A 22,127-nucleotide genomic window follows, 5' to 3' on the forward strand; every position below is an offset into this window, starting at 1 on the left:
GGTGGGGGTGGCCACGGCGGCGCCCCCCGAACCCACGCCTGTCGTCGCCGCCGTGGCCACCCCCACCGGCACGTCCTACTCGGATGAGGACGAGGGCGCGCGCAACGCCCTGGTGGGCGCGTTCCTCTCCCACCGGAGCCAGGACCCTTTCGCGCTCCTGGACGTGCCGGAGGACGTGCAGCCGGTGGCGCTGCGCAAGGCATTCCTCGCCGCCGCGGACCGGTTCGCCCCGCTGCGCTTCCAGACCCCGGAGCTGAAGGACAAGGCGGAAGGGCTGCTCGCCGCCTATGCGCGGGCCTACGGCGCGCTGTCGGAGCCGGAGCAGAACGCGCTGTGGAAGAAGCGCCGGCAGGCCCAGCGGGAGAAGGCCCGGGGCACCGGCCGGCCCACGGCGGCCGAACAGTTCCGCATCCGCACGGACCTGCTGGACGCGACCACCCAGTTCGACGAGGCGAAGCGGCGCCTGGAGGCGCGCAACTTCGCGGGCGCCTTCGAGTACTTCGAGTACGCCTGCGACATCGACCCCCGGCCGCTCTACCAGGCCTGGCGCGCCTGGGCGCGCTACCTGATGAAGCCGGAGGCCCACGGCCGGCTCGTGCTCCAGGAGCTCCAGGAGCTGGTGCGCCAGGAGCCCGGTCTGGAGGAGGGCTGGGCCTTCCTGGGGGACGTGGCCCGGGGCGAGGGCCAGTGGGCGCTCGCGGAGGACGCGCTGCGCAAGGCCTTCAAGTTGAACCCCCAGCAGCGCCGCTACGTGGCGCTCATCCAGGACATCGCCCGGAAGCGGTGAAGGGGGCCGCGCGATGGGCGACAGGCTCCCCCCTCACCTGCACGGACTACTTGTTCGGAAGCGCCGCGATGAAGTCCCGCTCCGCCTGGGTCAGCGCCTTGTCGTGGGTCAGGTTCCACACGATGTTCTGCAGCTGCGTCACCGCGCCACCCGTCACGGGCAGCTTCTTGCTCGCCAGCAGCGCGAACAGCTCCTTGAAGTCGGTGTACTGGGTGACGGGCCCCTTGCTGAACAGGTCGGTGATGCCGTTGCCCGAACGGGTGTCGTTGAGGCAGTAGCCCTTGATGGGCGCGAAGAGGTACTGCTCGGAAGGCACCTCCAGCGTCAGGCCCTGCACCAGCATGCCGTGCTGCACCTTGTCGCTCGACGAGATGAAGACGAGGCCCGGCGGCAGGTCCACGTCGATCCGCTGGCGGGTGGTGTTCCGGAACTTCAGGCACAGCCGGATGAGGTCCCCGCTGCCCTGGGGGGCCACCGCCGTCTCGTCCTCTTCGCGCTTGCAGGAGCCGTCCGGGTCGAACGGGTTGAAGCCGGTGATGGGCTCCTCCAACTCGATGCCTGCGGGCAGGGTGAACGGGAGACCCTCAGGCGCCTTGTCGCTGTTGGCGAACCCCGGGCGGTCGGTCTGCTCGGTGGGGTCCTCGTCCTCGCCGGGCTCCTCCTCGTCCTCCCCGCAGCCGCTGCACGCCGCCAGCAGCACCCCCGCCACCAACCCCGCCAGCCGCGCCTTGTGCCAGTTCATCATCCTGCTCCTTGCATGAAGGGTCCTTTTGCCTGCCAAGCATGAGGCTGGACACCCGTCAAGTTCCCACTGGAGGACCCCGGGGCGGGATGTCCGCCAGCATGGTTCCGGGTACGCCCTCCCGTCCACTTGGCGGATTCCGCCAGGGGCCTTCCGGGGGCAAGGTAGCGGCCAGTCATGAGAGTCGGTAAGACTCCCACTTCATGCGCACCCAGGGGCCTTTCATGCGGGACAGACGCGAATCCGGGCAGGTGGCGGTCGAGACGGCCATCGTGCTGCCGATGTTCGTGTTCCTGATCCTGGGAACACTCCAGCTCGGGATGATGCACCAGGCGCGGCTGATGACGAAGTACGCCGCCTACAAGGCGGTGCGCGCGGGCGCCCTGCACAACGCCAACGTCAAGCAGATGGAGAGCGCGGCCATCGCCGTGCTCCTGCCCCTCATCAGCAGCTCCTCGGGCGGCGGTGGTGAGACCATCAAGGCCATCGAGAGCGCGACCGACTTCCAGATGAAGTTCGCGTGGGCGTCCAAGAACAAGATGATGGACGCGGGCGGCCTGAAGTACGCGGACGTCACCATCTGCGGCCCGCTGCGCGACGAGATGGGCGCGACCTCCGGCGAGCTGGACTTCGACAACCCCTCGAAGATCACGTCCACCGGCGACTGGGCCCAGAGCCAGCGCTCCAAGCTGCGCATCCAGGTGACGTTCAACTACCGGCTGCCCATCCCGTTCGCGGACATGGTCATCTACAACATCGCCCGGAAGAAGGAGATGCCCTTCGTCCTGCGCCTGGGCAACGGCACGGACACGAAGGAGTACGTCACGGACCGGGAGATGCTGGGGAGCGCCGGCAAGTACGACGCCGCGGCCCAGAACTCCGTCTACATCCTCCCCATCCGCGCGACGTACACCATGCGCATGCAGTCCAATTTCTACCTGGGCGCCAACCCCCTGCCGGACACGAACAAGTGCGTCTTCTCGTTCGAGACCCTGCAGTAACCGGAGTAGCCAATGCCTGAAATCTCGCGCCGCCGCCGTTCCCGTGGCCAGTCAATGGTGCTGGCCTGCCTGTCCTTCCTGACGCTGGCCCTGATGGTGACGTTGAGCTTCAACCTCACCCACGCGCTGCGCAACAAGATGGGCCTCCAGCAGCACAGCGACACCATGGCCTACTCCATGGCCGTGATGGAGGCTCGCGCCCTGAACTACTACGCGGTCAGCAACCGCTCCATCGCCGCCTCCTACGTGGCGATGGCCAGCATGCACGCGTACATGTCCACGGCCAGCCTCACGCGTGAGATGTTGAAGGCGTCCCAGACGAACTTCTACATCATCATGGCGATGGAGTTCGCGCAGTGCGCCTGCTGGACGTGCATCAAGCACTGCATCCACGGCATCCAGGCGCTGAAGGTCGCGAACAAGTACTCCAAGAAGGCGAACAGCTACGCCAGCGACATCAAGGACGTGGAGGACAGCTTCAACCAGACCATCAAGGCCCTGGACACCATCGTGGAGTCGGTCCACGCCTCGCAGGTCGCGGCGCATACCAAGACGGCGCTGGCCATCCAGAACGGCAGCGGCAGCGGCCTGGACAAGCTGACGGACTGGAACTCCAAGGGCGCGTCCACCGTGGCCTCTGGCGTGGGCGGCCTCAACGCCAACGAGTTCAACTGCGCCGTGGACGGCCTGCCGTGCATGGGCGGCGGCTCGAACTCGGCGGCCATCGCCCACTCGAAGACGATGACGGACATCGCCAACGCGAGCCGCCCCGGCTGGACGGCCAACCGTGACGCGGGCGGCATCCCCGCGCCCTACTACCTGCACCCCAGCTTCCTCAACGAGCTGATGAGCGACATCCCCGGCGAGGGCCTGCACCTGCCCCTGCCGACGATGAAGGGCTCCGCCGGTGTCGGCGCCAAGAAGGGCGACTGGGCTCCTCCCGGACAGGTGGGCACCAAGGGCAGCACGGTGGTCTCCCGCGACGAGGGCGGCGCCATGTTCAACCAGTGGAAGGACGGCATCGCGCCGTACATGCCCTTCGACGCGGAGATCTGGAGCGACTCCAACGGCGGCGGTCACAACCCCAAGCAGGCGCACTCCGGCAAGCACGACTTCGACGGCATCGCGACGAAGACGGGCCTGGGCTGCGTGATGACGGGCAACTGCTTCATGAAGTTCCGGGGCAACGCGCAGGCGGACAACGACTTCGGCCAGCCCCGCTCCTACAGCTACGTCACGCGCACGCTGCGCTCGGGCAACGCCAGCCAGGCGCCCTGGGAGCTCAACAGCTCCGCCACGCTCAACTTCACGCACGGCGAGCAGGGCACCGCGAAGCTGACGCTCGCGGCCGACGAGGGCGCCGCGCTGTCCAAGGCGCTGGTCTACTACCACCGGCTGGGCGCCAACGGCTGGCGCGAAGCGCCCAACCTCTTCAGCCCGTTCTGGCGCGCGAAGCTGCACCCGTTCACGGGGCAGGAGGCCGCCAAGGTGCTGGGCGCCGCCGGCAGCGCCGATTCCGCCCAACTCGCCGCCACCCCGGAGCTGAGCCTGTGAGCCCTTCTCTTCGCCGTCCTGCCTCCCGCGGTGCAGCCTCCGTGGAGATGGCCCTGAGCATGCTGGTCTTCATCCCGGTGTTCCTCTACGCGCTCTTCCTGGACGACCTCCTGCGCTTCGCGCTGGACGCCCAGGAGGCCGCGGTGGCCACCGTCTGGGATTACACCGTCCAGGACTGGGCCGAGCCCGACAAGCAGGGCGAGTACGGCGGCTTCAGCCAGGTCCAGGGCTACGCGCGCCTGATGTACTGCGACCACGAGTCCGGCGTGGACAGCTACGACGACGTGGATTTCGACTGCAAGGGCGAGCAGCACCACGAGCACGCCGCCCTCACGTCCCACCCGTGCTGGCTCAACACCGGGGCCCAGCAGGTGGAGTGCCAGGCGCCGGACAAGCAGGTCGGCAGGCTGGGTGTCCCCATCCACAACGGCTATTTCGATGACTACAACAACGGCGGCCTCATCCGGTGCTCGGCCCGCATCGGCGTGCAGAACTACATGCTGCCGCAGACGCTGTTCCCGGAGTTCTCCGAGGTGGACCTGGCCAAGGAGCAGCAGGAGGGCAGCATCCACGGCAACGCCCAGGCCGGCGACCAGGACATGCAGAAGACCTACCTGATGCCCACCGAGCAGATGTCCATCCTCACGGACACCTGGGCCATCAACGACGACGTGACCATCGAGCCCGGGGACAAGAGCGGCGGCGACAAGGGCGGCGAGCACTTCTACAAGGAAGTGAAGAGCGTCTATCAGGACACCGCCAACCTCGGTTACCCGATGCTGATGGCGTCCTCGGCCCAGTTCTTCAGCCAGGCCATGAGCAAGCAGCTGCTGAGCCCGCTGCAGGTGGGCACCCTCATCGCGGGCGACTCCGACTCCCCCATCAAGGGAGACAACCCCAAGTCGCCCAACGTCTCCATCAAGCCGTTCACGAACGGGATGCAGACGCCCAGCCAGAAGGTGGAGCAGGCGGGGCAGAACCGGTACTTCTACAACAGCGAGTGGCGCGACTGGGACAAGAACAACCCCCAGCAGAGCTACGGCAACCGCGGCGTCTCCTACATGGGCTGCAAGCAGCCTGAAAGCTGCTGATGTCGCTGCGTTCGTCGTGGGTGTTCCGCATCGGTGGGGGCCTGCTGGGCCTCGCCGTGATTGGCGGACTGCTGGGAGCGGCCCTGGAGGACGTCGTCTACCGCGACGCCCCCACGCCGCTGGAGGTGGTGCAGGCGAAGGCCGAACAGGAACTGGCCCAGCCTCCTCCCAGCACCAAGCGCACCGCCTTCGAAGAGGCCATCCTCGCGCGCGCCCTGGTGCACTTCCCGCCCTACCCGAACGCGTCCGGCCGTCCGGAGGTGCTCGCCGCGGACTACCTGGGCCCGGACGTGCCCATCGCGGTGGCGTGGTTCTCCACCCAGGACCCGCCGCAGAAGGTGCTCCTGCACTACCGGCAGGTGCTGCGCGACGCGGGGCTGCCGGTGCTGGGGCACGAGTTCAGCGCCTACGGCGGCTACGTGGGCTACTGGAGCCCCGCCACCAAGGAGATGCGGATGGTCTCCGTGCTGTACCAGGGCGGCGAAACGCTGGTGTTCGTCTCCGCGGGAGAGGTGGCCAAGGCCCTGGAGAGCGCGTCCGCGCCGCCCCGGTGGTTGCCCCTGCCGGCGGGCGCGGACAAGCCCCAGGTCATCACCCTCCAGTTGGAAGGCGTGACCCAGTTCCTGGTGGCCGGGACGTCGCCCACGGGCAGCCTGGCGGAGGTGGAGGCCGACTGGCGCCGGGCCATGGCCGCGCAGGGCTGGGAAGCAGGCCCGTCCTCCGAAGCAGGGCCCAATGCCCGGGGCTTCGAGGTGGGGCATGATGGCCTCAACGGACAGGCCATGCTGAAGCAGTCCTCGTCCGAGGGCGTGGTGGAGTTCAACTTGTCGGTGATGCGGCGGATGAAGCCGGCGCCCTGAGCGGGTGCGGAGGAGACGTGACGATGCGGCGGATGACGGGAATGGGACTCTGGACGCTTCTGACCTTCGCGACGGTGGGGACCCCTGCGCTCGCGAGCAGCCCCGCCTGTTACAGGTCGTGCGAGCAGGACGCCAAGCAGTGCAAGGACATCTGCACCAAGCACGCGGGCTCCGTCGTCGGCAAGTGCAGCACGGCCTGCGTCGAAGAGAAGAACAGCTGCATGGACGAGTGCAAGAACGAGGGCCGTGGCTCCCGCCAGTCGAACACGTCCCGCGAGAAGGAGGCGGCCCATGAAGAAGAAGAGTAGGGCGACGCGGCGGAGGGCTTCGCGCCTCCAGCGTCAGCGGCTCCAGCGGGGCCAGGCGATGTCCGAGTACGCCGTCGTGTCGGGCGCGCTCCTGGGCTTCACCGTGCTGGGCTGGCCGTTCCTCGTCAGCCTGCTGGATGGCCTGCACAAGTACTTCCACTCCATCTACTACGTCATCCAGTCCCCCATCCCCTGAGTCGCTGAGTCAGGGGAGGACCCCGGGCCTTCACGGCCCGGGGGACGGATGCGAAGGCTTCAGGGCTTCACGGTGGTGACGAACACCGCCTTGCCGCCTTCGACCTTCATCACCACGGCCTGCTTCACCGCGTCGCGGTTGGCGTCCAGGTTGATGGTGCCCGCGACCCCCGGAAAGTCCTTCGTCGCGGCGATGGCGTCGCGGATGGCGGGCCCGGAGGTGTCCGGCGCGCGCTTCATCGCATCCACCAGCAGCCGCGCGGCGTCGTACGCCAGCACCGCCACGCTGTCCGGCACCGCGCCGTAGGCGCCCTTGTACTTCTTGAGGAAGTTCTGGACGACGGGGTCCGGGTTGTCCGGCGAGTAGTGGTTGGAGAAGTAGCTGCCCTCCAGCGCGGATCCGCCCAGCTCGAAGAGCTTGTCGGAGTCCCACCCGTCACCGCCCAGCAGCGGAACGCGCAGGCCCACCTCGCGCGCCTGCCGCGCGATGATGCCCACGTCCGTGTAGTAGCCGGGCACGAACACGGCCTCCGGCTTGCGGTTCTTGATGGCGGTCAGCTGCGCGCGGAAGTCCGTGTCGCCCTTGGAGTAGCTCTCCTGGGTGAGCACCTCCCCGCCGAACGCCTTGAACTTCTCGTTGAACACCTCCGCCAGGCCCACGGAGAAGGCGCTCTTGTTGTCCACGAGCATCGCCACCTTGGACAGCTTCAGGTTCTCCCGCGCGAACTTCGCCATCACCAGGCCCTGGAACGGGTCGATGAAGCAGACGCGGAAGATGTAGTCGCCCTTCTTCGTCACCTCCGGGCTGGTGGACGTGGGGGTGATCATGGGCACGCGCCCGGCCTGCGCCTTGTCCGCCATGGCCATGGACACGGAGGACGCGGCCTCACCCAACAGCGCCACCACCTTGTCCTGCGCGATGAGCCGCGTGGCGGCCTGGGCGCCCTCTTCAGGACGGCCCTGGCTGTCGTAGACGCGCACCACCAGCTTCTGGCCCCTCACGCCGCCCGCGGCGTTGGCCTCCTGCAGCGCCAGGTCGATGCCGTTGCGCGCGGAGATGCCGAAGGTGGCCTCGGAGCCGGTGAGGCTGCCCACCTCGCCGATGAGGATGCTCCCCTCCGGCGGAGGACCCGGCGGGGCGGTGGTGGCCTTCGCGTCCTGGGACGTGGGGGCGGGTGCGGGCGCGGCGGACTTCTTCTCACAGCCCACCAGGGCCAGGGCCAGCGCGGTGAGCACAAGGGGCAGGGGATGGCGCATCAGGGGGGCTCCTCGACCGGAAAGCGGACGGCCGCACCCTAGCTTGACCGGTGGAGCGCGGCGAACCCGCACGGCACGTCGGTGTGCGCTCCCCACCCTGGCGGCCCTCCCGGCAGGGACAGGGGAGCGCCCCTGATTTGAATGTGGACTGAATAGGTCCAGATTACGTAAGAGGCCGTCGGGCATCGGGCCCGCGACGCCACGGCAGGCACAGGAGAGACCCCCACTCATGCTCCGGATGAGCAAGATGACGGACTACGGCATCGTGCTGATGGCCGAGCTGGCACGCGCGGACGGGGACACCCGGACCACGCGCGAGCTGGCGGCACGCACGCGTGTCTCCCTTCCTTCCGCGAGCAAGGTGCTCAAGGGCCTGCTGCAGGCGGGGCTGGTGGTGTCCCACCGGGGCGCCAGCGGCGGCTACGGCCTGGCGCGTCCCGCGGAGGCCATCTCCCTGGCGGAGCTGGTCAGCGCGCTGGAGGGCCCGGTGGCCCTCACCGAGTGTGGCCAGCACACCGCGCCCGCCGTGCCTTGTGAGCTGGAGTCCGTCTGCCAGGTGCGAGGCCACTGGCGGCTCATCAATCAAGCCATCCAGGAAGCGCTGGGGAAGCTGACGTTGGCGGACCTGCGCGCGCCGGCTCCCCGCATGCCGGAGCGGCTGGTGGGCCTGGGCCTGCCGGCGGGGGCCACCGGTGTGAGCGGATCCGTGAACAGCGCCCTTCCTCCTTCCGCGACGGGAGTCCGGTCATGAGCAGCACCGAAACCCTCCAGGAGCTCACCCGCAAGGGCTATCAGGCAGGCTTCGTCACGCAGGTGGAGTCGGACACGCTGCCGCCCGGCCTGGACGAGGACGTCATCCGCCTGCTGTCGCGCAAGAAGGGCGAGCCGGGCTTCATGCTCGACTGGCGCCTGAAGGCCTACCGGCACTGGCTCACCCTGCGCGAGCCCACGTGGCAGGCGGTGAAGTACAACCCCATCGACTACCAGGCCATCCGCTACTACTCGGCGCCGAAGCAGAAGCCGCTGAAGGACAGCCTGTCGCAGGTGGATCCTGAAATCCTGCGCACCTACGAGAAGCTGGGCATCCCGCTGGAGGAGCAGAAGCGGCTGCAGAACGTGGCGGTGGACGCAGTGTTCGACTCCGTGTCGGTGGCCACCACGTTCCGCGAGAAGCTCTACAAGGCGGGCGTCATCTTCTGCTCGTTCTCCGAAGCGGTGAAGGAGCACCCGGAGCTGGTGGAGCGCTACCTGGGCACGGTGGTGCCGTTCTCCGACAACTTCTTCGCGGCGCTCAACTCCGCGGTCTTCAGCGACGGCTCCTTCTGCTACGTGCCCAAGGGCGTGAAGTGCCCCATGGAGCTGTCCACGTACTTCCGCATCAACGCGGCGGACACAGGCCAGTTCGAACGCACGCTGCTCGTCGCGGACGAGGGCGCCTCCGTCAGCTACCTGGAGGGCTGCACCGCGCCCATGCGCGACACCAACCAGCTGCACGCCGCGGTGGTGGAGCTGGTGGCGCTGGACGGCGCGTCCATCAAGTACAGCACGGTGCAGAACTGGTACCCGGGTGACGCGGAGGGCAAGGGCGGCATCTACAACTTCGTCACCAAGCGCGGCATCGCGCACAAGGGCTCCAAAATTTCGTGGACCCAGGTGGAGACGGGCTCGGCCATCACCTGGAAGTACCCCAGCGTCATCCTCAAGGGGGATGACTCGGTGGGCGAGTTCTACTCGGTGGCGCTCACCAACCACCGGCAGCAGGCGGACACGGGCACGAAGATGATCCACATCGGGAAGAACACCCGCTCCACCATCGTGTCCAAGGGCATCTCCGCCGGGCGTGGCCAGAACACGTACCGGGGACAGGTGAAGATTCTCAAGAGCGCGGCGAACGCGCGCAATCACACGCAATGCGATTCCCTGCTGCTCGGTGACAAGTGCGGCGCCCACACGCTGCCGTACATCGAGGTGAAGAACTCGACCGCGCAGGTGGAGCACGAGGCTTCCACGTCGAAGATTGGCGAGGACCAGCTCTTCTACTGCCGGCAGCGGGGCATCTCCCAGGAGGACGCGGTGTCGATGATCGTGAATGGCTTCTGCCGGCAGGTCTTCAAGGAGCTGCCCATGGAGTTCGCGGTGGAAGCGCAGAAGCTGTTGGGCGTGAGCCTGGAAGGGAGCGTGGGGTGATGTCGCTGCTCAGCATTCAGGACCTGCACGCCCGGGTGGGCGACAAGGAGATCCTCAAGGGCATCAACCTGGAGGTCCGCCCCGGAGAGGTGCACGCCATCATGGGGCCCAACGGCTCCGGCAAGAGCACGCTCGCGGGCGTGCTGGCGGGTCGTGAGACGTACACGGTGACGCAGGGCTCGGTGCGCTTCGATGGCAACGACCTGCTGGGCCTGTCGCCCGAGGCGCGCTCGCAGGCTGGCGTGTTCCTGGCGTTCCAGTACCCGGTGGAGATCCCCGGCGTGGGCAACCTGCACTTCCTGCGCACCGCGCTCAACGCGAAGCGCCGCGCGAAGGGCGAGGACGAACTGGACGCGATGGACTTCATGCAGCTGGCCAAGGACAAGGCGAAGCTGGTGGAGCTGGACAGCGCCTTCATGGGCCGCTCGGTGAACGAGGGCTTCTCCGGCGGAGAGAAGAAGCGCAACGAGATCTTCCAGATGGCGGTGCTCCAGCCGAAGCTGGCGCTGCTGGACGAGACGGACTCGGGCCTGGACATCGACGCCCTGCGCGTCGTCGCGGGGGGCGTGAACGCGCTGCGCGCGCCGGACCGGTCCATGGTCGTCATCACCCACTACCAGCGGCTGCTGGACTACATCGTGCCGGACCACGTGCACGTGATGGCGGCGGGCCGCATCGTGCGCTCGGGCGGACGCGAGCTGGCGTTGGAGCTGGAGGAGAAGGGCTACGGCTGGCTGGGCGGGGAGGGCGTCGGGGCCGGCAAGGCGAAGGAGGCGCGGCGATGAGCGCGGGCCTTGCGCACTACCTGGAAGTCGCCCGGACCTTCCAGGCGCGCGGAAGCGCGAACGATCCGGCGTGGCTCAAGACGCTGCGCGCGGAGGGCCTGCGCCACTTCGAGGCGCGGGGCCTGCCCACGTCGAAGGACGAGGAGTGGAAGTACACGCCGGTGTCCACGCTGTCGGCGCTCCCGTTCCAGCCCGCGCGGGATGTCTACGCGGGGGAGGACGTGGCGGCGGCGGTGGCGCGGCTGGCCCTGCCCGGACCCCGGCTCGTCTTCGTGGATGGCCGCTTCGTGCCGGCGCTGTCGGTGCTCACCGGCCTGCCGCGCGGCGTGGTGCTCAAGCCGCTGTCGCAGGCGCTGCGCGAGGACGGTGAGCTGCTGGAGCGGACGCTGGGCCAGCGCACGCGGCTGGGGGCCAATGCCTTCACGTCGCTGAACGCCGCGCTGCTGGAGGAGGGCGCGCTGCTCACGCTCGCGCCCCGGGCCCTGAGCGAGGTGCCGGTGCAGCTGCTCTTCCTGTCGCGCGGTGGGAGCGGGCCGGTGCTGGCCAGCCCCCGCGTCGTCGTCGTGGCGGGCGAGGGCAGCGAGGCCACGCTGGTGGAGACGTACGCCGGGCTGGGGACGGAGGCGACCTTCACCAACGCGGTGACGGAGGTGTCGCTGGGCGACAACGCGAGCCTGCACCACTACAAGCTCCAGACGGAGGGCGACGCCACGCTGCACCTGGGCGGGCTGTATTCGCGGCAGGGGCGCGACAGCCGCTTCCAGTCGCACGCCTTCTCCTTTGGTGGAGCGCTGGCCCGCAACGAAGTGCATGCGTTGTTCGCGGGTGAAGGCGGGGAGTGCCTGCTCAACGGCCTGTTCGTGGGCCGGGGCACGCAGCACCTGGACAACCGCACCGACCTGGACCACGCGGTGCCCCGCTGCTCCAGCCGGGAGGTCTACAAGGGCGTGCTGGATGACCGCTCGCGCGGCACGTTCCACGGTCGCATCCGGGTGCGCGAGGACGCGCAGAAGACGGACGCGAGCCAGACCAACCGCAACCTCCTGTTGTCGGAGGGCGCGCAGGTGGACACGCGGCCGCAGTTGGAAATCCTGGCGGACGACGTGAAGTGCGCCCACGGCACGGCGGTGGGCCGGCTGGATGACACGGCGCTGTTCTACCTGCGCTCGCGCGGCATCCCGAAGCCGGAGGCGGAGCGGATGCTGACGCAGGCGTTCGCGAGCGAGCTGGTGCTCGCGGTGCCGGCGGGTCCGGTGCGCGAGCGGGTGGAGGCGTTGTTGTCGGCGAAGCTGCCGGGCGGTGCCCGGCCGGAGGTGACGGGATGACGGGGCCTGGATTCGACCTGGAGCGCGTGCGGGGAGACTTCCCCCTGCTGCGGCAGGAGGTACGGGGCCGTCCGCTGGTGTACCTGGACAGCGCGGCCACCGGTCAGAAGCCGCAGGCGGTGCTGGACGCGCTGACGCGCTACTACACGCACGACAACGCCAACGTGCACCGGGGCGTGCACATCCTCTCCGAGCGCTCCACGCAGGCGTACGAGGATGCTCGCGAGACGGTGCGCCGCTTCCTCAACGCGAAGGACGCGCGGGAGATCGTCTTCGTGCGCGGCACCACGGAGGCCATCAACCTGGTGGCCGCCACCTACGGCCGCAAGCACGTGGGCCCGGGCGACGAGGTGCTCATCTCCGCCATGGAGCACCACTCCAACATCGTGCCCTGGCAGATGGTGTGCGACGCGGCGGGCGCGAAGCTGCGCGTGATTCCGGTGGATGACCGGGGCGAACTGAAAATGGACGCGGTGGACGCGCTGCTCACGGAGCGCACGCGCCTCTTGGCCATCACGCATGTGTCCAACGCCCTGGGCTCCATCAATCCCATCAAGGCGCTGGTGGCGAAGGCGCACGCGAAGAACATCCCGGTGCTGGTGGACGGGGCGCAGTCGGTGACGCACTTCCCGGTGGACGTGCAGGACCTGGACTGTGACTTCTTCGCCTTCAGCGGGCACAAGCTCTTCGGGCCCACGGGCATCGGCGTGCTGTATGGCAAGCTGGCCATGCTGGAGTCGCTGCCGCCGTACCAGGGCGGCGGGGACATGATCCTCTCCGTGACGATGGAGAAGACCGTCTACAACCGCGTGCCGCACCGCTTCGAGGCGGGCACGCCGGACATGGCGGGCGCGGTGGGGTTGGGCGCGGCCATCCGCTACCTGGAGGGCGTGGGGCTGTCCGCCATCGCGCAGCATGACCAGTGGCTGCTCGCCTACGCGACGCAGGCGCTGGAGGCGGTGCCGGGCCTGAAGCTGGTGGGCACGGCGCCGAAGAAGACGGGCGTGCTGTCCTTCACGCTGGGGGACGTGCACCCGCACGACGTGGGCACCATCCTGGACCAGGAAGGCATCTGCATTCGCACGGGGCACCACTGCGCCCAGCCGTTGATGCAGCGCTTCGGGGTGGCGGCCACGGTGCGCGCGTCGCTGGCGCTCTACAACACGCCGCAAGACGTGGATGCGTTGGTGAAGGGCCTGCACAAGGTGAGGGAGGTGTTCGCGTGAGTTCAGACCTCAAGGACCTCTACCAGGAGGTGGTGCTGGAGCACTCCAAGCGCCCGCGCAACTTCCGGGTGGTGGAGGGCGCGACGTGCACGGCGGAGGGCTACAACCCGCTGTGTGGAGACCAGCTCTCCGTCACGCTGAAGATGGACGGCGACGTCATCCGCGACATCGGCTTCCAGGGACAGGGGTGCGCCATCTCCAAGGCGTCCGCGTCGCTGATGACGGGCGCGGTGAAGGACAAGACGCGCGCGGAGGCGGAGGCGCTCTTCGAGCGCGTGCACACGCTGGTGACGGAAGGGCCGGAGAAGGTGGATCCGGAGGCCCTGGGCAAGCTGGCGGTGCTGTCGGGCGTGAGTGAGTTTCCGGCCCGGGTGAAGTGCGCGAGCCTGGCGTGGCACACGCTGCACGCGGCGCTGGATGGCCGCTCCACGTCGGTGTCGACGGAATAGGGGAGGGGACGCGATGCGAGGTGCGATGACGGTCATCGAGCGCGACGTGGACGCGATGCTCATCCCCAGTGGGGACAAGGTGTTGCTGCCGGCGGGCTCCGAGTTGACGGTGGTGCAGACGCTGGGCGGCAACGTCACGGTGCAGGACCCGTACGGCCAGCTCTTCCGCATCGACGAGCGGAACGCGTCGGTGCTGGGCGAGGACTACGCGGCGAAGGCGAAGCCGCCGGAAGACGCGGCGGAAGGCACGCCCGGGGAGTTCCACGAGGAGCAGGTCTGGGAGCAGCTGCGCACGGTGTATGACCCGGAGATCCCGGTGAACATCGTGGAGCTGGGTCTGGTGTACACGTGCAAGGCGACGCCGCTGGAAGAAGGCGGGCAGCGCGTGTCCATCGAGATGACGCTGACGGCGCCCGGGTGCGGCATGGGGCAGGTGCTGGTGGAGGACGTGCGACAGAAGGTGTCCTCCGTGCCCGGCGTGAAGGAGACCCAGGTGGAACTGGTCTGGGAGCCGCAGTGGGACCAGAGCCGCATGACGGACGTGGCGAAGCTCCAGCTCGGCTGGATGTGAAGTCGCGGGGCGTCTGCCCTGACGTCTCAGGCCAGCGCTTTACGGCCCCGGGCCACGAGTCCCAGCGTGGCCACGGCGGCCAATCCGCCCGCGACCCACTTGGGCCAGCTCGGTGCGGTCGCTTCGCGCTGGGCGATGGCGGGTGTCATGCGCTCGGCGAAGAGCTGCACGAACGCGTGCTCGAAGGCCAGCAGGTCGTGCGGTCCCCGGCTGGAGACCCAGTTGCCGTCGCGCACCACCGGTTCGTCCGTCCAGTGCGCGCCCGCGTTCTCCAGGTCGTTGCGGATGCCGGGCCATGACGTGAGGTGACGGCCCTCCAGGAGCCCCGCGGAGGCGAGCAGCCACGGTCCGTGGCAGATGACCGCGATGGGCAGGTCCAACAGGTCCGCGTCGCGCACGAAGTCCAGCGCCAGCGCGCTCTGCCTGAGGAAGTCCGGGTTCATGAAGCCGCCGGGCAGGAGCAGCGCGTCGAAGTCCGCGGCCTTCACCTCGCGCAGCGTGGCGTCCACGCGGACCTTCTTGCCGGGCACCAACAGGTTCATGCCCCGGATGCGACCCTTGTGGAGGGAGACGATGGTGACCTGGGCGCCCTCGCGCTCCAGGCGCTTCACGGGCCGCGTCAGCTCCACCTGCTCGAAGCCATCCGCCGCCAGTACAGCCACCCGCATCCCCTTCAGCGTCCTCATTGCCCAAACCCTCCCGATGTCCGTGGTTCTCCGACAGCCCAATGATGCAGGGTGTACATGCCCTGCCGGGAGGGGAAGCGGAGGGCAGGCAGGCGGACAGGGGCTCGGGATTCCGCTGGCTTGCCCCTCCCTGGCGGAGGGCCTGGACGCGCGCGAACGAACAGCTTTAGGTCAGGCCCCTTCAGGAGGCGCAACGGCATGTCCTCATCGTTCTCTCCCTGGTTGCACCGAAGCCTGCTTGCTGGCGCCGCGTTGCTGCTGGCCCCGCTCGGTTGTGCCACGTCCACCCAGGCGCGCGACGAGGCGGTCCTGCGCACGGATGCACCGACCCGGGTGAAGCCGAAGTGGGGGCTGGTCATCCACGGCGGCGCGGGTGTCATCTCCCGCGAGAACCTGTCCCCGGAGCGCGAGGCCGCGATGCGTGCCGTGCTCACCCAGGCGCTCCAGGCGGGGCACGCGGTGCTGGCGAAGGGAGGCCGCAGCCTGGATGCGGTGACGGCCGCCATCCACGTGCTGGAGGACTCGCCGTACTTCAACGCCGGCAAGGGCGCGGTGTTCAACCACGACGGCGTGAATGAACTGGATGCGGCGCTGATGGATGGGAAGACGCGCGCGGCGGGCGCGGTGGCCGGCGTGCGCCACATCCAGAACCCCATCGACCTGGCGCGGCGGGTGATGGAGAAGTCGCCGCACGTGATGATGGTGGGCGACGGCGCGGAGGCCTTCGCCCAGTCGCAGGGCATGCCCCTGGTGGATGCGAAGTACTTCTACACGGAGGAGCGCTGGCAGGGGCTCCAGCGCGCGTTGGAGCAGGAGAAGGCGAAGGCCGCTCCACCCGTGACGCCAGAGCAGCCGCCCGCGACGCCGGGGACGTCTCCTTCCTCATCGCTGGAGCCGGGTGTGGATCCGGTGACGGGGGACCACAAGTTCGGCACGGTGGGAGCGGTGGCGTTGGATCAGGAAGGGAATCTGGCGGCGGGCACGTCCACGGGTGGGATGACCAACAAGCGCTTCGGCCGCGTGGGCGACTCGCCCATCATTGGCGCGGGCACGTATGCGGATGAACGCTGCGCGGTGTCCGCCACCGGGCACGGCGAGTTCTTCATCCGCTACACGGTGGCGCGCGACATCTGCGCCCGCGTGGAGTACCAGGACCTGCCGCTGCCGGAGGCCGCCAACGTCGTCATCCACGACGTGCTGGCGAAGGTCGGCGGCGAGGGCGGCGTCATCGCCATGGACCGTCAGGGCAACGTGGCCATGCCCTTCAACTCCAGCGGCATGTATCGCGGCTACATCGGTGAGGACGGCACGCCGGCCGTCGCCATCTTCCAACAGCCGTGAAACGGCTGCCCGGATCCGCGAAGCACTGATGCCGCGCGGATCCGGTCGCCGGTGCGCTACAGCTTGATGACCGACACGTCATCCATGTGGATGAAGTTGGCGGTGTTGCCGGTGAGGGCGCGCGTGTGGAAGCCGAACTCCAGGAACCCGCCCGTCACGGACACGGCGGGCGTCTCCACCTGGGTCCAGTTTCCGTACGTGCCCAGCTCCGTGAACGCGAACGTGCAGGAGACGCACGCCTTCACCTGCAATCGCGCCATGTCGAAGCCGCCGCCCTTGCGCACCCACGCGCGGACCTTGTAGCTGCCGGACGCCAGCCCGGACACCGCCTGGTACGTCCACGTCTCGAACGGAGAGCCGCTCCAGTGCGTCAGGTGGTTCGCGCTGTTGTGCCCGCCGTTGTACGTCTCCGAGAAGGCCGCGCCCGAGGTGTTGTTGGGCGTCCACGTCGTCCAGCCCGTCATGCCGGACTCGAAGCCGCCGTTGGTGATGGACACGCCCGTGCCGCCGCCACCGCCCCCGTTGAGGATGTTGCGCGCCTGGGTGACGTCCAGCGCCGACAGCGCGGCGGCCGCCTGGTTGAGCTGCGCCTGCTTGTTGCCGTCCCCCGCGTACTGCTTGCGCTGCTGGTAGAGCGTGTTGATGAGCTCCAGCTCGCTCTGCGAATACGGCACGCCCAGCTTCTGCTGGAGTGACGTGAGGAAGCCGTAGCCGAACTCGCGCGTGGGTTCGATCATCGTCCCCTCGCCGTAGTCGTTCCAGGTGTTGATCTGGAAGTGGTTGATGCTGGCCGCGTTCTTCGCCAGGTCCAGCGTCTGGTTGAAGCTGTTGAGCCCGTTGTGGGCAATCTCCCACGTGGGCCCGCCCCAGCCGCCCGCCGCGTAGAACGAACGGAAGCCCGGGTACACGGAGCCGAACTTCAGGGGCGACGGCTGGTTGTTGTAGAAGTGCGTGAGGCCCGCCGTGAAGTCCGGGTAGATCCACGCGAACTCGCCCTTCGCGTTGCCGCCCGCCTCCCCCGACTCGTACCAGAGCGTCAGGAAGGTGGGCTTCTGGCTCAACGGGGAGAAGACGTTCGTCCACTCACCCGGGGACTGGAACGTCTGCGGCCCGAAGACGAGCAGCAGCGGCGCGTTGTCCTGCCGGATGTAGTTGGGCTGGTTGAAGTACCGGTCGCGCAGGTACGCCATGTCGTTGCGCGCGGCGCCCAGCTTGTCGGTGATGAAGCCGCCGTTGTAGGCGAGCGTGGCGTTGTGGTCCTCGTACACCACCGCGAAGTCCAGCCCCACCGCCGCCGTCTGCGCGATGACGGCCTCGCTGTTGGCGCGGTTCTTCGGATAGTCGAACGCGTTGATGGTGCCCGGCCAGTCGATGAGCACCCCGTCCACGCCCGCGTACTTCATGAGCAGCAGCTGGTACTCGATGACGTCCCGGTCCCCGGAGCCGTACGGCCCGATGAGCGGGTAGTAGTACGACGCAATCTGCCGCCGCCCGGAGCCGTCCACCACGTCCGGGTTCTGGTTGGCCATGGTCCAGTGGATGCCCCAGCCGCCGTTGCCCGACGTGGCCCGCGTCTCGAACCAGGGCATCAGGTGCACGTACACCTTCTTGCCCACGGCCTTGCTGACCTTCACCGCCGCGCCCGCGCGCTGCGTGTCCAGTTCGGGGGCCGGCCCCGTCGCGCCGTCCACCGCGGCCGGAGCACCACACCCCGCGCCCAGCAAACCCAACAGCGCGCACGCCCCGAGCGAAATCCAATCCTGCTGTCTCATGTGAACAGGCTCCTGGCCGGAGCAACCACCCCGGCCAGGAGCCCGTTAGCACAAGACGTTATCAGTCAGGAATAACTGTATTCCTGGAATGTCGGGTCACGGGCGGCTACTGCTTCACGAGGAACAGCTCGCGCACCTGGAGCAGGTCCACGTCCCCGGCGAAGGCGGAGAACTTCTCGTACTGGTTGGGGGCGATGCGCGCGCGGGGCAGCAGGATGGACTCCGCGATGGAGAGCGTGCGGCCGTCCTGCTTCTCCGCGCGGGTGAAGTGGCCGAACTCGCTGTCCACCTTCAGGCCCGCCTGCGGGTCGCTGAGCTTCCAGCCCTGGGGCATGGTGAGGGTGACCTCGGTGCGGCTGGCCTCCGTGTCGTCGAGGTAGAGCGGCGTGGTGCGGGAGCTGACCTGCACGTAGCGCCGGCCCAGCAGGGCGGGGAAGGTGAGGGGGCCCATGGCCATGCGGCCGTCGCCCTCCATGCGCCCGAAGCGGGGCACGGTGAACGCGTAGCGCAGCACGAAGGGCGCGCCGACCTCCTCGATGCGCTCCTGCTTCGCGGACGACAGCTCCGCGCCGCCGAAGTAGCGCCCCACCGCGCCCTGGAGCGCCTGGTTGCGGCTCTCCGCGGAGAGCTGCTCGAAGGCCTCGGCGATCTGCGCGGCATCGAAGCCGGAGTAGGTCTCCTCGCCCTTGCCGGTGAGCTTGCCGTCGGTGCCAATCTCCAGCGTGAGCTTCACGGTCTTGCCCGCGCGCGGCTTGAGCGGCGGCGTCTTCACCTTCTCCAGCGGCTTGCCGGGCTCCGGCAGCAGGTACGCCTCGCGCTCGCCCATGGCCGCCTCGGGCAGCTCGCCGAAGGGGCCGAAGCGCACGGACGTGTCCAGCCACACGGGGGACTCGCCCGGCACCTCCACGCGCAGCGCCGCGTAGGGCAAGAGCGCGTCCGCCGGGAACAGGTAGGGCGCGGGGTCGGTGTTGAAGGTGCGGATCGCCGCCACGCGCGACGGGATGCCCAGCGTCTCCAGGCCCGCCTTCATCACCGACAGCCGGCTGCCCCGGTCCTGCGCCACGGTGGAGGCCGCGGACTGCGCGAGGCTCGCGTCCCGTCCGGAGAAGCGCTTCATCACCGCGGCGTGCAGCGCCTTCACCGCCTCCAGGCCCTTCTTGTCGCCCACGGCTTCGCGCGCGAACGCCTCCACCTCCGCGGAGCGGATCCACCGGTCCTGGAAGGCGTCGCCGTACACGCGCGCCAGCCCGTCGTTGCCCGTCTCGCCCGCGCCCACCATCACGAAGGGCAGGTATTCGTTGCCCGTGGGCGGCGCGTCCGGCTCCGGGAGGAACGGCGGCACGCGGCGCGCGTCGTAGTGGAACACCTCCACGTCGCCCTTCACCTCCGGGGGCGGCGCCTTCATGCCGTGCGCGTCCACCTTCATGCCGCTGCCCTTGGGCGCGACGACGGTGTACGTGCTCCACGCGTTCGGCTGGTTGGCGATTTGAAAGTAGAAGGCGGACGCGGTGAAGCCCGGCTGCGCGGGGCCCCGCTCGCCCTCGGCCAGCAGGTATTCGACCTCCACGGAGTCACCCACCTGCACGCCGGGGAGGCTGACCGCGTCCTTGCCCTCGAAGTTCTCCGGCTCCAGCACGCGGCCGTCGGCCTTGAGCGTGCGCAGCGCCAGCACCTGGGCGCCCCGGGGGATGTTCACCTCCGCGATGTCCTGAATGCCCGACTGCTCCAGCGCCTTCTGGATGGTGTGGATGCGATTGACGAGGGAGCCGTCCGGGAAGGCCTGCACCGCCGCCGCGTCCAGCACGTACGCCGCCGCGCTGCCGCCGGTGATGGGGGCCGCCTCGTAGGCCTTCAGCGCTTCCTTCCCGTCGATGGCGTAGGCCGCGAGCAACTCCTTGCCCGTCTTCGCGCGCTCCACCGCGCGGCGCAGCGGCAGGTCGCTGCCGTCCAGCTTCAGCGCCTGCTCGCGCAGCTTGAGCGCCTCCTCGCGCTGGCCCGCGTACTCGCGCACGTCCGCCAGCCGCTTGAGCAGCTCCGTGTTGCGCGGCCACACGGCGGCCTGGGCCTGGAGCACCTTCGCCGCGTCGTCGTAGCGGCGCAGGCTGACGTAGATGCCGGACAGCGCCGCGGCGTTGGTGAGGTTGTCGGGGTCCTGCGCGAGCAGCCGCGCGTAGCCCTTGGCCGTCGCCTCCATGTCGCCCCGCGTGCGCAGGTGCTCCACGAGCCGCGCGTCCGCGCCGGGGCAGCCCTCCTGGGCCTTCACCAGCTCGTCGGTGCGCGCCACCGCGTCCCGGCGCTTCGCCAGCGAGTACTGGAGGCCCAGCGCTTCACACAGTCCCGGCTGGGCTTCCAGCGCCGCGGCCAGGGAGGTCTCCGCCTGCGCGTCCACGTCCAGCGCCAGCGCCGCGCGGGCGAGCAGCAGGTGCACCGGGAAGCCCCCGGGCTTCACCGCGTCGCGCGCTGACTTCAGCGTCTCCAGCGCGGTGGCCGCCTGGCCGTCATCCAGGAACAGGTCCGCGCGCAGGAGCAGCGCGGCCACGTTGCCCGGGTCCTTGGCCAGCGCCGCTTCCAGGTCGCGCGTGGCCCGGCCGCGCGCCACCTTGGACGGGATGCCGCGGTCCTGCGCGGCCTGCTCCGCGCGCAGGGCCAGCACCGCGGGCGTCGTGGCTTCCAGCTTCGCCATCAGCCGCCGCGTGCCGTCCGGGTCGCGCGACAGGCCATCGCGCACCGCGAGGAACGCGCCCAGCGTCTCCCCGGCCTCGGACTGGAGGGCCTGCGCCAGGTCCTCCGCGCCCGGGAAGACGGAGGCGGCCTCGGCCTCGTCCAGGGTGGCGTTCCAGCGCGGCGCGGGGCCGGTGGCGGCGGTGAGGCGCACCTGGGACGCGCTCCCGTCCGCCTTGAGCAGCGCGAACGTGAGGCCGCCCTGGGTGTTGTCCTTGGCCATCTTCACGACGAAGCGGTGCTTGCCCGCGGGAAGCTCCAGCGCCTTCACGGACACGGTGGACGTGGTGCGGGCCCAGTCGTTGCGCTCCAGCACCGGGGCGCCATCCATCAGCACGCGGTGCGACGTCTGGCTCACCGTGCGCAGCACGTACACGCCGGCCTCCGCCACCTCCGCGTCGATGCCCAGCGCGTACATGTCCCCGTGGCCGGGCTCTCCGCCCAGGTCCAGCCGACCGTCCGGCGAGCGCAGCGTGCGCGCGGGCAGCGCTCCGTACGCGCCCGTGAAGGGGCCCGCGAACGAGCCGTCCTTCTCCGGGGCGATGGGCTCCTGGATGGACAGCACGTGGAAGGGCGAGAAGGGGCCCACCAGCGTGGCCTCGCTCGCGCCGCCCAGGTCCTTGAGCGCCTGGGCCTGGGCCGCCGTGTCCACGCGGATGCTCGCCACCGACAGGCGCGAGGCGCGCAGCAGGTAGGCCGTCTCACCCTGGGCGCCCGCCGTGAGCGCGGCGTCCACGCCCTTGAGGATGGCGTCGTCCTCCGCGCGCGACGTGCCCACGCGGTCCAACATGTACCGCGCGGCGATGGCGGCCAGCGGGTGGCGGGGCGCGCGCTTCACCAGCTCCAGCGACGCCGCGAGCGCGCGGTCGGACTGGCCCTTGCGCCGGGCGAGCAGCGCCTGCCCCTCCAGGGCGTACGGGTCGCCGGGGTCCTTCTGCACGGCGGCGTCGAATCGCTGCTGGGCGAGCGCCACGTCCCCCGCGACGAGGTACGCGTGGAAGCCCGCGAACGCGAGCGTGCGCGCCTCCGCGTCACCCTTGCCGGCGCGCTCGGCGGCGGACTCGAGCACGTGGGGCGCGACGACGGAGGACGGCCGGGGACAGCCGGTGAGGCCAGCGACGAGGGCGAGCGCGGTCAGGCCGCGGCGGAAGGTGCGCATAGGGGAGTCGAGGGATAATGCAATCCCCCCGGCGAGGCCATATTCCCCTTGAGGTGCGTGTGCGAAGTCCGCGCCGGCTGTTTCCCTAGCGGCGCTTCGTGGGCTTGGCG

At 69.4% G+C, this 22,127-nt stretch carries 19 protein-coding genes and 1 pseudogene; 15 read left to right on the top strand and 5 right to left on the bottom strand.

Annotation, left to right across the window (positions count from 1 at the left end; genetic code table 11):
• Window positions 1–787 (top strand): annotated as a pseudogene (locus D7X74_RS23140) (molecular chaperone DnaJ); the annotation flags it as partial.
• 46 nt (window positions 788–833) lie between these two features.
• Here the strand turns inward: D7X74_RS23140 and D7X74_RS23145 are convergent.
• Window positions 834–1,529, bottom strand: a complete 696-nt coding sequence (locus D7X74_RS23145; RefSeq protein WP_120535166.1) for a hypothetical protein — start codon at window positions 1,527–1,529, stop codon at window positions 834–836.
• A gap of 224 nt (window positions 1,530–1,753) precedes the next feature.
• Between D7X74_RS23145 and D7X74_RS23150 the strand changes: the two genes are divergently transcribed.
• The 6 genes from D7X74_RS23150 to D7X74_RS42690 are packed head-to-tail and all read left to right on the top strand — an operon-like array spanning window position 1,754 to window position 6,539.
• Window positions 1,754–2,530, top strand: a complete 777-nt coding sequence (locus tag D7X74_RS23150) for a TadE/TadG family type IV pilus assembly protein (protein WP_120535183.1) — start codon at window positions 1,754–1,756, stop codon at window positions 2,528–2,530.
• Window positions 2,531–2,542: 12 nt separating this feature from the next.
• On the top strand, window positions 2,543–4,084 hold the full coding sequence (locus tag D7X74_RS23155; RefSeq protein ID WP_120535167.1) for a hypothetical protein: 1,542 nt from the start codon (window positions 2,543–2,545) through the stop codon (window positions 4,082–4,084).
• Between the two features lie 59 nt (window positions 4,085–4,143).
• The gene (locus D7X74_RS23160; protein ID WP_120535168.1) at window positions 4,144–5,175 is read left to right on the top strand and encodes a hypothetical protein; all 1,032 of its coding nucleotides are present in this window, start codon (window positions 4,144–4,146) and stop codon (window positions 5,173–5,175) included.
• Window positions 5,175–6,035: a hypothetical protein gene (locus D7X74_RS23165; protein ID WP_120535169.1), complete on the top strand. Its 861-nt coding sequence runs from the start codon at window positions 5,175–5,177 to the stop codon at window positions 6,033–6,035. Before D7X74_RS23160 ends, D7X74_RS23165 begins: the two co-directional genes overlap by 1 nt.
• A gap of 32 nt (window positions 6,036–6,067) precedes the next feature.
• The gene (locus D7X74_RS23170; RefSeq protein ID WP_158622281.1) at window positions 6,068–6,343 is read left to right on the top strand and encodes a hypothetical protein; all 276 of its coding nucleotides are present in this window, start codon (window positions 6,068–6,070) and stop codon (window positions 6,341–6,343) included.
• Window positions 6,327–6,539 (top strand): hypothetical protein, encoded by a 213-nt coding sequence (locus D7X74_RS42690; protein WP_147446655.1) that lies wholly within the window; start codon window positions 6,327–6,329, stop codon window positions 6,537–6,539. The genes D7X74_RS23170 and D7X74_RS42690 overlap by 17 nt, the downstream gene beginning before the upstream one ends.
• A 59-nt stretch (window positions 6,540–6,598) precedes the next feature.
• On the opposite strand, the gene D7X74_RS23175 is transcribed toward D7X74_RS42690, so the two are convergent.
• Entirely contained in the window at window positions 6,599–7,795 is a 1,197-nt protein-coding gene (locus tag D7X74_RS23175; protein WP_120535171.1) for an ABC transporter substrate-binding protein, read from the bottom strand.
• Between the two features lie 229 nt (window positions 7,796–8,024).
• Between D7X74_RS23175 and D7X74_RS23180 the strand changes: the two genes are divergently transcribed.
• From D7X74_RS23180 to sufT, 7 genes are read left to right on the top strand one after another with little or no spacing between them, the layout of a single operon-like run.
• Entirely contained in the window at window positions 8,025–8,546 is a 522-nt protein-coding gene (locus D7X74_RS23180) for an SUF system Fe-S cluster assembly regulator (protein ID WP_120535172.1), read from the top strand.
• Complete coding sequence (sufB, locus tag D7X74_RS23185) at window positions 8,543–9,982, top strand: Fe-S cluster assembly protein SufB (RefSeq protein ID WP_120535173.1); 1,440 nt, start codon at window positions 8,543–8,545, stop codon at window positions 9,980–9,982. The genes D7X74_RS23180 and sufB overlap by 4 nt, the downstream gene beginning before the upstream one ends.
• The gene (gene sufC / locus D7X74_RS23190; protein WP_120535174.1) at window positions 9,982–10,767 is read left to right on the top strand and encodes a Fe-S cluster assembly ATPase SufC; all 786 of its coding nucleotides are present in this window, start codon (window positions 9,982–9,984) and stop codon (window positions 10,765–10,767) included. Before sufB ends, sufC begins: the two co-directional genes overlap by 1 nt.
• Complete coding sequence (gene sufD / locus D7X74_RS23195; RefSeq protein ID WP_120535175.1) at window positions 10,764–12,092, top strand: Fe-S cluster assembly protein SufD; 1,329 nt, start codon at window positions 10,764–10,766, stop codon at window positions 12,090–12,092. The genes sufC and sufD overlap by 4 nt, the downstream gene beginning before the upstream one ends.
• Window positions 12,089–13,318, top strand: coding sequence for a cysteine desulfurase (locus tag D7X74_RS23200; protein WP_120535176.1), 1,230 nt, complete (start codon window positions 12,089–12,091; stop codon window positions 13,316–13,318). The genes sufD and D7X74_RS23200 overlap by 4 nt, the downstream gene beginning before the upstream one ends.
• Window positions 13,315–13,767 carry a Fe-S cluster assembly sulfur transfer protein SufU gene (gene sufU / locus D7X74_RS23205; RefSeq protein WP_120535177.1) on the top strand — a complete coding sequence of 151 codons (453 nt, stop codon included), beginning with the start codon at window positions 13,315–13,317 and terminating at the stop codon, window positions 13,765–13,767. The genes D7X74_RS23200 and sufU overlap by 4 nt, the downstream gene beginning before the upstream one ends.
• Window positions 13,768–13,780: 13 nt before the next feature.
• Window positions 13,781–14,338, top strand: coding sequence for a putative Fe-S cluster assembly protein SufT (gene sufT, locus D7X74_RS23210; protein ID WP_120535178.1), 558 nt, complete (start codon window positions 13,781–13,783; stop codon window positions 14,336–14,338).
• 26 nt (window positions 14,339–14,364) lie between these two features.
• On the opposite strand, the gene D7X74_RS23215 is transcribed toward sufT, so the two are convergent.
• Window positions 14,365–15,024 carry a type 1 glutamine amidotransferase domain-containing protein gene (locus tag D7X74_RS23215; protein ID WP_120535179.1) on the bottom strand — a complete coding sequence of 220 codons (660 nt, stop codon included), beginning with the start codon at window positions 15,022–15,024 and terminating at the stop codon, window positions 14,365–14,367.
• Window positions 15,025–15,222: 198 nt separating this feature from the next.
• Between D7X74_RS23215 and D7X74_RS23220 the strand changes: the two genes are divergently transcribed.
• Window positions 15,223–16,365 (top strand): isoaspartyl peptidase/L-asparaginase family protein, encoded by a 1,143-nt coding sequence (locus D7X74_RS23220; RefSeq protein WP_120535180.1) that lies wholly within the window; start codon window positions 15,223–15,225, stop codon window positions 16,363–16,365.
• 56 nt (window positions 16,366–16,421) lie between these two features.
• On the opposite strand, the gene D7X74_RS23225 is transcribed toward D7X74_RS23220, so the two are convergent.
• Both D7X74_RS23225 and D7X74_RS23230 read right to left on the bottom strand, forming a co-directional pair.
• On the bottom strand, window positions 16,422–18,137 hold the full coding sequence (locus D7X74_RS23225; protein WP_120535181.1) for a glycoside hydrolase family 71/99-like protein: 1,716 nt from the start codon (window positions 18,135–18,137) through the stop codon (window positions 16,422–16,424).
• 106 nt (window positions 18,138–18,243) lie between these two features.
• A complete protein-coding gene (locus D7X74_RS23230; protein ID WP_120535182.1) occupies window positions 18,244–22,017 on the bottom strand; it encodes a DUF3858 domain-containing protein in 3,774 nt (1,257 codons plus the stop codon).
• Window positions 22,018–22,127 lie beyond the last annotated feature (110 nt).

Source organism: Corallococcus sp. CA047B (genome assembly GCF_003612065.1).
GTDB lineage: Bacteria > Myxococcota > Myxococcia > Myxococcales > Myxococcaceae > Corallococcus > Corallococcus praedator.

Bases quoted from the DNA above. Each gene is read 5' to 3' on its own strand.
- D7X74_RS23145 (WP_120535166.1), bottom strand. From the start codon at position 1,529: ATGAACTGGCACAAGGCGCGGCTGGCGGGGTTGGTGGCGGGGGTGCTG.
- D7X74_RS23150 (WP_120535183.1), top strand. From the start codon at position 1,754: ATGCGGGACAGACGCGAATCCGGGCAGGTGGCGGTCGAGACGGCCATC.
- D7X74_RS23155 (WP_120535167.1), top strand. From the start codon at position 2,543: ATGCCTGAAATCTCGCGCCGCCGCCGTTCCCGTGGCCAGTCAATGGTG.
- D7X74_RS23160 (WP_120535168.1), top strand. From the start codon at position 4,144: ATGCTGGTCTTCATCCCGGTGTTCCTCTACGCGCTCTTCCTGGACGAC.
- D7X74_RS23165 (WP_120535169.1), top strand. From the start codon at position 5,175: ATGTCGCTGCGTTCGTCGTGGGTGTTCCGCATCGGTGGGGGCCTGCTG.
- D7X74_RS23170 (WP_158622281.1), top strand. From the start codon at position 6,068: ATGACGGGAATGGGACTCTGGACGCTTCTGACCTTCGCGACGGTGGGG.
- D7X74_RS42690 (WP_147446655.1), top strand. From the start codon at position 6,327: ATGAAGAAGAAGAGTAGGGCGACGCGGCGGAGGGCTTCGCGCCTCCAG.
- D7X74_RS23175 (WP_120535171.1), bottom strand. From the start codon at position 7,795: ATGCGCCATCCCCTGCCCCTTGTGCTCACCGCGCTGGCCCTGGCCCTG.
- D7X74_RS23180 (WP_120535172.1), top strand. From the start codon at position 8,025: ATGCTCCGGATGAGCAAGATGACGGACTACGGCATCGTGCTGATGGCC.
- sufB (WP_120535173.1), top strand. From the start codon at position 8,543: ATGAGCAGCACCGAAACCCTCCAGGAGCTCACCCGCAAGGGCTATCAG.
- sufC (WP_120535174.1), top strand. From the start codon at position 9,982: ATGTCGCTGCTCAGCATTCAGGACCTGCACGCCCGGGTGGGCGACAAG.
- sufD (WP_120535175.1), top strand. From the start codon at position 10,764: ATGAGCGCGGGCCTTGCGCACTACCTGGAAGTCGCCCGGACCTTCCAG.
- D7X74_RS23200 (WP_120535176.1), top strand. From the start codon at position 12,089: ATGACGGGGCCTGGATTCGACCTGGAGCGCGTGCGGGGAGACTTCCCC.
- sufT (WP_120535178.1), top strand. From the start codon at position 13,781: ATGCGAGGTGCGATGACGGTCATCGAGCGCGACGTGGACGCGATGCTC.
- D7X74_RS23215 (WP_120535179.1), bottom strand. From the start codon at position 15,024: ATGAGGACGCTGAAGGGGATGCGGGTGGCTGTACTGGCGGCGGATGGC.
- D7X74_RS23220 (WP_120535180.1), top strand. From the start codon at position 15,223: ATGTCCTCATCGTTCTCTCCCTGGTTGCACCGAAGCCTGCTTGCTGGC.
- D7X74_RS23225 (WP_120535181.1), bottom strand. From the start codon at position 18,137: ATGAGACAGCAGGATTGGATTTCGCTCGGGGCGTGCGCGCTGTTGGGT.
- D7X74_RS23230 (WP_120535182.1), bottom strand. From the start codon at position 22,017: ATGCGCACCTTCCGCCGCGGCCTGACCGCGCTCGCCCTCGTCGCTGGC.